Origin of the sequence: Pseudoalteromonas sp. UBA2102 (genome assembly GCF_002331165.1) — a bacterium.
In the GTDB taxonomy this organism is placed as follows: Bacteria; Pseudomonadota; Gammaproteobacteria; order Enterobacterales; family Alteromonadaceae; genus Pseudoalteromonas; species Pseudoalteromonas atlantica.
Window position 1 is genome coordinate 1 of record NZ_DCYU01000095.1, and the last position, 9,036, is coordinate 9,036.

The window sequence follows — 9,036 nt, forward strand, 5'->3', positions numbered from 1 at the left end:
GGCCTTGAGAGCGAAGTACAACAAAGAACAATTGCATTAGAGCAAGCGACATTAAAAGCACAACGCGCTAGCGAAACTAAAACGACCTTTTTAGCCACTATGAGCCATGAAATTCGCACCCCTATGAACGGCGTTATTGGCACTATAGATTTATTAAGACAAACAGAGCTTGATGGCGCGCAGCATCGTTTAAGTACTATTATCCGTGAGTCAGCGTTTTCACTATTAAGTATTTTGGATGATATTTTAGACTTCTCTAAAATTGAAGCGGGTAAGCTAAATATTGACCCTACGCCTTTTTCAGTTACTGATACGATTGAAGAAGTGGCTCGCGTGCTTTCATCTGTTGCTAAAAAGCGCAAATTAGATTTAGAGCTTTCTATTGCGCCAGATATTCCAACTAATTTAACTGGCGATACAATACGGGTTCGCCAAGTACTATATAACCTTTGTAGTAATGCAATTAAGTTCACCAGTACTGATGACAAACGCCAAGGGCACGTAAAAATATCGGTAGAAGTGGCCCATAATACGGCGGATCATTTTACGCTGCGTTTTTGCGTAACCGATAACGGCAAGGGCATGACCCAAGCGCAACTGCGAGAAATATTTAACCCGTTTGTGCAAGCCGAAAACTCAATTACCCGTGAATACGGCGGCACTGGTTTAGGGCTTTCTATTTGTAAAAGTTTAACCGAGCTTATGCTCGGTACTATTAATGTAACTAGCCATGCAGGCATTGGTAGCGAATTTACCGTTGAGCTTCCATTTGGTACCTCAGGAAAAATTAAGTACGCACATAAAAATGCGCTCAATGGCAAACATGTAGTGGTAGTGAGCAATCATTTAGAGCGCGAAAAAGCAATGTACCGCTATTTATCGTTTATGGGCGCTAAAATTACCTACGTGCACAACCAGCAAGAAATAGAAGCTCAACAAGAGCAGCACGACATTATATGGGTTGTCGATGGCATAGATGATATGGAAAAAGTTAACTCTTTACTGCGTCGTCTTATTTACTCACTTGAAGATAATAATCAACAAGTAGTGGTATTAAGTAAGCTTGATGAAGCCGCTATAAACCATAAAAATGTATTTTATATTAATGCCTCACCGCTGTGTAAATCTAACTTTATGATGTCGATATTGGTAGCAGCAGGCTTGCATCAACCTAAACAAATTAAAAAAACAAAAACACTCAACAATTATTTAAATGTTGAACAAGCACGCGATGCGAATAAACTCATTTTATTAGTAGAAGATAACCTACTAAACCAGCAAGTTTTAACCGACCAGCTGCATATACTAGGCTATGGCGTTGAAGTAGCAAATAACGGTGAAGAAGGTTTAGATATGTGGCGTCAAAACAATTACTCGCTCATATTAACCGACTTACATATGCCAAAAATGTCAGGTTACGATATGGTTGAAAAAATTCGTGATGAAGCCGAGTTGTTAGACTCTATAGACGCTCAGCCTTATATTATTGCGGTTACTGCCAATGCGCTCAAAGGTGAAAAAGAGCGTTGCCTGGCGGTAGGTATTAATGACTTTATTACTAAGCCTATAGAGCTTAATGCCTTAGAAGATACCTTAAAGCGTTGGTATGATAAGCATAATAAAGACCAAACTGTTGTTATTCATCAAAAGCCTGCCATGCCTATTAATATGGACGCAGTATCTACTTATGTAAACGGCGACGAAGCCAAACAATTACGCTTTTTCAAAATGTTTTTAGAGCAAAGCCAAAGCCTAATTAAAAGCATTAATTCCGGCGTTATGGTTAATGACAGAGACGAGATAAGCAGTGCTTGTCATCAGCTCAAGGCTATCTCTAAAACTATTGGTGCAGAGGCCGTTGCGCAATGTGCAGAAGAGTTTGAAGAGAAATGTCGAAATGCAGAGCTTGATACTGATGAGCTAATAGCGCAAAGAGATACCCTTGAAATTGAATACTCTAAAGCTGCGCAGTTTTTAAAAGAGCAAGTGCGCTCAGCGAATACTGATGAAGAAACGCTATAAAATATAGCTATAAAAAAAGGGCTATACAGCCCTTTTTTATGCCTAAAAATTACTTTTCAGGAGGTCGATAACCTTCAATTTCTACGTCTTTGTCTTCAAACAAAAAGCCAACCATTTGCTCTTCTAAAAACGTACGGTGCTCTGGGTCCATCATATTTAAATGCTTTTCGTTGATTAGCATAGTTTGCTTATGCTGCCACTGGCCCCATGCTTCTTTAGAAATATTATTAAAAATTTTCTCGCCTAGTTCACCAGGGTATAACTGAAATCCAAGCCCTTCGGCTTCTTTTTGTAACTTTTGACAAAATACTGTACGTGCCATAATTGACTCTCTTAAGCGCTAAATGCTAATAGTTTAACCTATTGGGCTCATTTGTTTAACCAACTTTTTAGTCGGTGCGGCTAAACCCACCTCTATAGATTGATCGAGTGGGTACCACACAAGTTGTTTATCGTTTACTACATCCGGTACGTTATTAATATTAAGCACATGTGGGTTTATTGTCAGCTCAAAATGCGAAAACACATGAGTAAAAGGCGTTAACTCTTCCAGCTCGGTTTTTAAGCCTTGCTGATTTAAAAATAACACCATTTCGCTGTATTCGTTAAACTCAAAAAAGCCGAACAGACCGCCCCAAATACCGCTACTTGGGCGTTTTTCCATTAAAACTTTCTCGTTGTGTTGAATTATTAACTGATGACAACTCTTTTTAGGAACCGCTTTTTTAGGTTTAGAATGAGGAAACTCTTTTACTTTACCGGCATTAAACGCACCACAATCGCTATTAAGTGGGCACGCTTGGCAATCAAAGCGACTGCGAGAGCAAAGGCTGGCGCCCAAGTCCATCATGGCTTGGTTAAACTCAGTCACATTGTTTTTAGGGGTTAACTGGGTAGACAAATGCCAAAGTTGGTTTTCTACTTTTTTTACCCCATACCACCCTTCAACCATAAAATAACGGGCAAGCACTCGCTTAACATTACCATCTAAAATAGGGTGGTGCTGGCCAAGCGACAGCGATAATACCGCACCTGCGGTAGAGCGCCCTATCCCGGGTAAATCCATGACTTCTACAAGTGTAGTTGGAAATTTACCTTGGTATTTATCTCGAACTATTTTGGCCGTTTTATGTAAGTTACGTGCCCGTGCGTAGTAACCTAAGCCAGTCCAATGATGCAGCACTAAATCTTCATCTGCATTTGCTAAAGCAATGATATCAGGGAAGCTTGCCATAAACTTTTCAAAGTATGGAATAACCGTAACAACTTGCGTTTGCTGTAACATTACTTCTGACACCCACACTTTATAAGGTGTTTTACCTAGTTGCCAAGGCAATGTTTTACGCCCATGAAGGTGATACCACTGAACCACTTGGTTAGCAAATTTGTCTGACTGCTGTTTATTTAAATCCAACATATACTACTTTAACTCATGCTCAATAGCGGCTCAGTCTATTGCAGTTAATAAAAAGATCAAGCTATGAAGGCGCTATAACACGCTAATACTTGTGATTAGCTGCGTGGTCAGGGATAATACGCAACCATTTTTAAACACATTGTTTTTGTCAGGCCAATAATATGAGTGAATCAAGTAACAACAACCTTGAGCAAGCTAAGCAAGAAGGTAAGTATATCCGCACAATTCGCAGTTTTGTAAAACGCGAAGGCCGCTTAACTAAAGGCCAAGCTGCCGCAATTGAAAAATGCTGGCCAACTATGGGGCTTGAGCATAAAAACGGCCTACTCGACTTAGCCCAAGTATTTGGCAATAACAATGATGTAGTATTAGAAATTGGTTTTGGTATGGGCAAGTCATTAGTTGAAATGGCGAAAAATGCACCGCACCTAAACTTTATTGGTATTGAAGTACATCGCCCAGGCGTTGGCGCATGTTTAATGGATGCAGATGAGGCCGGTGTTACTAATTTACGTGTATTTGAACACGATGCGGTAGAAGTACTCGCTGACTGCCTTGCAGATGAAAGCTTAACAACGCTGCAGTTATTCTTCCCTGATCCATGGCATAAAAAGCGTCATCATAAACGCCGTATAGTGCAAACAGAATTTGCGGAAAAACTGCGTACAAAATTAAAAATTGGCGGTGTTTTTCATATGGCTACTGACTGGGAAAACTACGCCGAGCACATGCTAGAAGTTATGCAAGCAGCGCCTGGCTATAAAAATCAGTCATCTACCAACGACTACGTACCTCGCCCTGATTCGCGCCCACTAACTAAGTTTGAACAGCGCGGCCACCGTTTAGGTCACGGCGTATGGGACTTGATGTTTGAGCGCACAAAATAATTACACTAATTTATTAATCATTAATTTGTAAGGCAAAGCCATTTATGAGCGTATTAACCAACCCAAGTTTACTGTTACTTCGTAATAGCGAAGAACTAGTGGGAAAATCTATCTTGGTGGTCAACTTTGTTCAAGATGGCTTTTTAGCAGAGCTAAAGCAGCTAAATCCTCAAAGTGCCATCACCGCATTTAGTTATAACCATGCTAATGGGGAATTTGCTAAAAAAATAAATGGCATAAACGTGTGTGTTAACCATGAAATGGCCGCCAACGATTATGATTTAGTCATTCTTTACTACCCAAAATCAAAGCCTGAAGTATTAATGGCACTTGATAATATTCGCGCCGTTATTAACGAAAAAGCACAGCTACTTGTGGTAGGCGAAAATAAAAGTGGCGTTAAATCGATAGAAAAACAGCTCGCGGGCAAAGCGCAGTACAGTAATAAAATTGACTCTGCTAAGCATTGTATTTTGTTCTCATTTGAGCAACTAGAGAACAACCCAACCTTTGAGATTAGCCGCTACCATAAAACGTTTAGAGTAAATGTAGCAGGAGTAGAGTTTGATGCTATAAGTGTTCCGGGAGTATTTAACCACGGCGCTTTAGACGCTGGCACAAAAATGTTGCTAGAAAATGCCCCTACCACTAAACAAGGTAATGTACTGGATTTTGGCTGTGGCGCGGGCTTAATAGCCACTTTTTTAGGTATTAAAAACCCAGCACTGATTTTTACTTGCAGCGATGTCAGCGCGCTTGCAACTTATGCTACTGAGCAAACACTAAAGCTTAATAATATTAAAGGCGGCACTATTCTAAGTGATGGCTTAAAAAATATTAGCGGCAAGTTTGATTTAATAGTTAGTAACCCGCCTTTTCATACTGGCATAGCGACCGACTACACAATTGCAGAAGCATTTTTATCAAATGCTAAGCAGCACTTAACCAAGGTAGGAAAGCTAAGCATAGTGGCTAATAGCTTTTTAAAATACCCGCCAATTTTAGAGGCGCAGTTTGGTAGCTTCCACACTGTGTACAAAAATAACAAATTTGCCGTTTACAGTAGCTAACTAATTATACTTAGTTAGGCTAAGTGTAATTAATACTTAGCCTAACTTTCGAATAAATATCAGAATTAATTTCACTATTTCCCTTCACTTTCTATGGTTTTTGCTAAACTAAAGTTCTAAATATAAATATTCATGCTTAGGCGATGCAGCAATAATGCCAAAAAAAGTACATCAAAAAAGTATTCGAAAAGCGCTGATCAACACCATCATGCTTATCACTGCTATTTGTTTAACTTTATCGGTTTCAATTTCCACTTATATGAGTGTAAAAGAACAAAAGGAACTGATCATAAACAAGCTCGTGATCCTTTCCGATATTGTTGCTTTTGATGCCGCAAGTTCATTGGTAAAAGACGACAGAAAAACAGAAGAAAAACGCCTAAAGTCGTTTGATAAAATCCCCCTTGTTAAAAACATTCATATTTACGCAATAGAAAAAACATCGAGTAAACCTGTATTTTTTATTAGCTTTAATGCTAAAAAAACCCCACCTGTTCCGCTGCGAGTAGACAGCATTAAAGAGCTTAACGAGCCAAGAGTGACCAACAACTACATTGAGCTAATAACACCTGTGCTTAATAACGAGCAGGTGGTGGGTTACGTTTATATGCGTGGCAGCTTAGAAAGCCTAGATGAATTTATAAAACAAAAAATTATTATAGATATTTTCCTTACCCTGTTTATTTTGTTTTTTGTGTACTTTATAGCGATAAAAACACAAAAAAGTATCGCTAACCCTATTGAACACTTAAGTGTATTGCTACAAGACGTATCAAAAAATCATAATTATGACGTACGCGCACCAAGCACCAGCGTAAAAGAGGTTACAGCCTTATCAAACAGCTTAAATATCATGCTTACTCGCACCCGTAAGCAAATAGAACGTCATGAAAAAGACAAACTAGAGATCAAACAACTCAACCAAAGCTTAGAAGAAAAGGTAAGCCAAAGAACAATAGCCCTGCGTGAAGCAAACCAAGAGCTGCTTTCTACCCTTGAGCGAATGCATCAATACCAAGAACAAATAGTAGAAAACGAAAAAATGGCCTCATTAGGGCAAATGGTAGCCGGCGTAGCCCATGAGGTTAACACCCCAATTGGCCTAGGTATTACTGGCTCAACCTTGCTGCGCGATAAACTTGCCGACATTCAGCTTAGTTTTGATAATAAGTCTCTTACTTCTAACCAATTAAAACGCTTTATTGACGAAGGTATCGAAAACCTTGATTTAATTTATAGAAACCTAAATCGTGCGGCCGACCTTATCTCTAACTTTAAAAAGGTAGCTGTAATTCAAGATGACGGGATTAAGACCCATGTAAACATCCATAGGTTAATATCTGATGTGTTAATGTCGATTCAATCAGAGTTAATAAAGTCAAAGCCTAACGTAGTGATTAATTGTCCGAGTGATTTAACCATTGAGAGTAAATCTGAGCCATTACAACAAATTTTCCAACAGCTTATTTTAAACTCTGCCATTCATGGTTTTAGCAATAGCGAAAATAACGAAATTAAGTTTGATATAGAAATAACAGGCCCACAAATAAAAATAATCTACACAGATAACGGCCAAGGCGTTGATAAAAATGTCAAAAACAGGATATTTGACCCATTTGTAACCTCTAAGCGAGGCCAAGGGGCAAGTGGTTTAGGCATGCACTTAGTGTACAACTTAGTAACCCAAGCATTAGGTGGGCATATACTGTATGACCTAGATGCAAAACCCGGCGTACGCTTTGTTATTACAATTCCATAAAAAGTGTTTAAAAAAAGAGTATTTATTTACGCTTTTTACTTGAATTACCATTTAATGACCTTATAGAGAGAGCATGTGATATTTCATGTTTAATTATTTAACTTGATCTAATAATTAAGCGATACAATTTCTGAACTTTATTGCTTTTGCAGTATCACATACATTGATGAAAGGTTATAAAATGATATAATTCCGTTTTGAATTTGCGCGATTATTTTTAGTACCTTTAAGCGATTGGTGGATGTATCAATTATTAAAGGAAATGGCTTCGTTTTCATAATTCAAAAAGCTGCATCCGTTATATATCATTAAACAGTAGTTTTTGCACAATGCCTTTTGGTTAGTTTGGAACACCCCTACTGTTTTATTTTTATCCAACTTGTTTTTTCTTGTTAACATTTGGGTATAATCCTATAATCTCTAGTAATCGAATTATTTAGTTAAAATTCGATTTTTTGTAAATAAAATATTCCAAAAAGGTTAATTAATAATGCAAACGCCAGTCATTCTAATCGTAGAGGATGAAGACGTAACTCGACTAAACCTCGTGAGTTTATTTGAAGCTGAAGGTTACAAAGTTATTGAAGCCATTGATGGCGATGATATGCATGACAAGCTTACAAATAATGATGACGTCAATCTTGTAGTTATGGACATCAACCTACCGGGTAAAAACGGGCTAATTTTAGCACGTGAATTACGCCAAAAACGTAAAGTCGGTTTAATCTTTTTAACCGGCCGTGATAACGATGTAGACCGTATTTTAGGTTTAGAAATTGGTGCTGATGATTACATCACTAAACCTTTTAACCCTCGTGAATTGACTATACGCGCTCGCAACTTAATTACCCGTACAGCGCTAGGCGGCGAAGAGTCAGTGCTAGAAACCAACGGTGTAATTACATTTAACGGTTGGGAACTTGACGAAAACAGCCGTTGTTTAACGTCACCAAATGGTGATGCTAAGCGTTTACCTAAAGGTGAATACAGAGCGTTGCGTTTAATGCTTGATTCTCCAGGGCGTATTTTTAGCCGTGAGCAACTTATTAAGCATATGACTGGCCGTGAGCTTCGCGCTAATGACCGTACAGTAGATGTAACGATTCGTCGTATTCGTAAGCACTTCGAAAGTGATAATTCTACTTCTGAGCTAATCAGCACCATCCATGGTGAAGGTTACCGCTTTATTGGTAAAATCGACGCTTAATTAGAGTAAACCGCTTACTCTAATAATTGTAAAAACGAATGAAGGGCAATTTGTCCTTCATTTATTTTATCTGCCAATGTATCTAACCATTCTTTTAGTACTTCATCTGATTCATCAAGCGCACCGTGTTCCATCTTTTTAGCATGTAACTGTACGTCGTTTAATCCTACAGAGCCCGCAGCACCTTTAAGCTTATGCGCCACCGATTTGTACTCTTCCCTGTCGTTTTCATTTAACGCGCTTTGCAGCTCTTGCTGATATTGCGGGTTTAGTTTTTCAAATAAACCACTGCTGCGCTTAAATACTTCAAGCCCCATAGAGTTTACAAAGTCTTCAATGGTTTCAACATCAAGCACACCTGCATTAATACCCTCAAGCGCTTCTTTACTTACCGTTAGCAGCGGCTTGTCTGATTCACTTTGTTGAATATCAAACAAATCAGCCAGCATTTTATCAAGCTTTATTGTATTAATGGGTTTGGCAAGCGCCCCTTGCACCGAAATGCCTTCTAAGTCTTCTTCGGCGCTACGTACATTCGCTGTAAGCGCAACGATAGGTAATTTATCAAAATGGCTATCGGCACGTATTTGTCTTGCCACCTCATCACCATTTATATCGGGCAGTTGCATATCAAGTAGTACTAAATCTAGCTCGTCTTCGGTTTCTACAAACGA

Annotated in this window: 8 protein-coding genes; 5 read left to right on the forward strand and 3 right to left on the reverse strand. The window is 38.7% G+C overall.

What is annotated here, in order from left to right; translation table 11 throughout:
* The coding region (locus tag B2R65_RS13240; RefSeq protein ID WP_286743354.1) for a hybrid sensor histidine kinase/response regulator at positions 1-2,022 on the forward strand (2,022 nt) is incomplete at its 5' end.
* A gap of 49 nt (positions 2,023-2,071) precedes the next feature.
* Here the strand turns inward: B2R65_RS13240 and B2R65_RS13245 are convergent.
* Positions 2,072-2,344, reverse strand: a complete 273-nt coding sequence (locus B2R65_RS13245; RefSeq protein WP_004587535.1) for an oxidative damage protection protein — start codon at positions 2,342-2,344, stop codon at positions 2,072-2,074.
* A gap of 33 nt (positions 2,345-2,377) precedes the next feature.
* Positions 2,378-3,439, reverse strand: coding sequence for an A/G-specific adenine glycosylase (mutY, locus tag B2R65_RS13250; protein ID WP_286743357.1), 1,062 nt, complete (start codon positions 3,437-3,439; stop codon positions 2,378-2,380).
* Positions 3,440-3,600: 161 nt separating this feature from the next.
* Here mutY and trmB point away from each other — a divergent pair, with 161 nt between their 5' ends.
* The 4 genes from trmB (at position 3,601) to arcA (ending at position 8,362) form a co-directional block, all read left to right on the forward strand.
* The gene (gene trmB, locus B2R65_RS13255) at positions 3,601-4,326 is read left to right on the forward strand and encodes a tRNA (guanosine(46)-N7)-methyltransferase TrmB (RefSeq protein ID WP_024031613.1); all 726 of its coding nucleotides are present in this window, start codon (positions 3,601-3,603) and stop codon (positions 4,324-4,326) included.
* Positions 4,327-4,370: 44 nt separating this feature from the next.
* A complete protein-coding gene (locus B2R65_RS13260; protein WP_286743361.1) occupies positions 4,371-5,396 on the forward strand; it encodes a methyltransferase in 1,026 nt (341 codons plus the stop codon).
* Between the two features lie 154 nt (positions 5,397-5,550).
* Positions 5,551-7,155, forward strand: a complete 1,605-nt coding sequence (locus B2R65_RS13265; protein WP_286743364.1) for a HAMP domain-containing sensor histidine kinase — start codon at positions 5,551-5,553, stop codon at positions 7,153-7,155.
* A gap of 490 nt (positions 7,156-7,645) precedes the next feature.
* Complete coding sequence (gene arcA / locus B2R65_RS13270) at positions 7,646-8,362, forward strand: two-component system response regulator ArcA (RefSeq protein WP_004587530.1); 717 nt, start codon at positions 7,646-7,648, stop codon at positions 8,360-8,362.
* A gap of 14 nt (positions 8,363-8,376) precedes the next feature.
* On the opposite strand, the gene B2R65_RS13275 is transcribed toward arcA, so the two are convergent.
* A partial coding sequence (locus B2R65_RS13275; protein ID WP_286743367.1) for an Hpt domain-containing protein occupies positions 8,377-9,036 on the reverse strand: 660 nt, incomplete at its 5' end.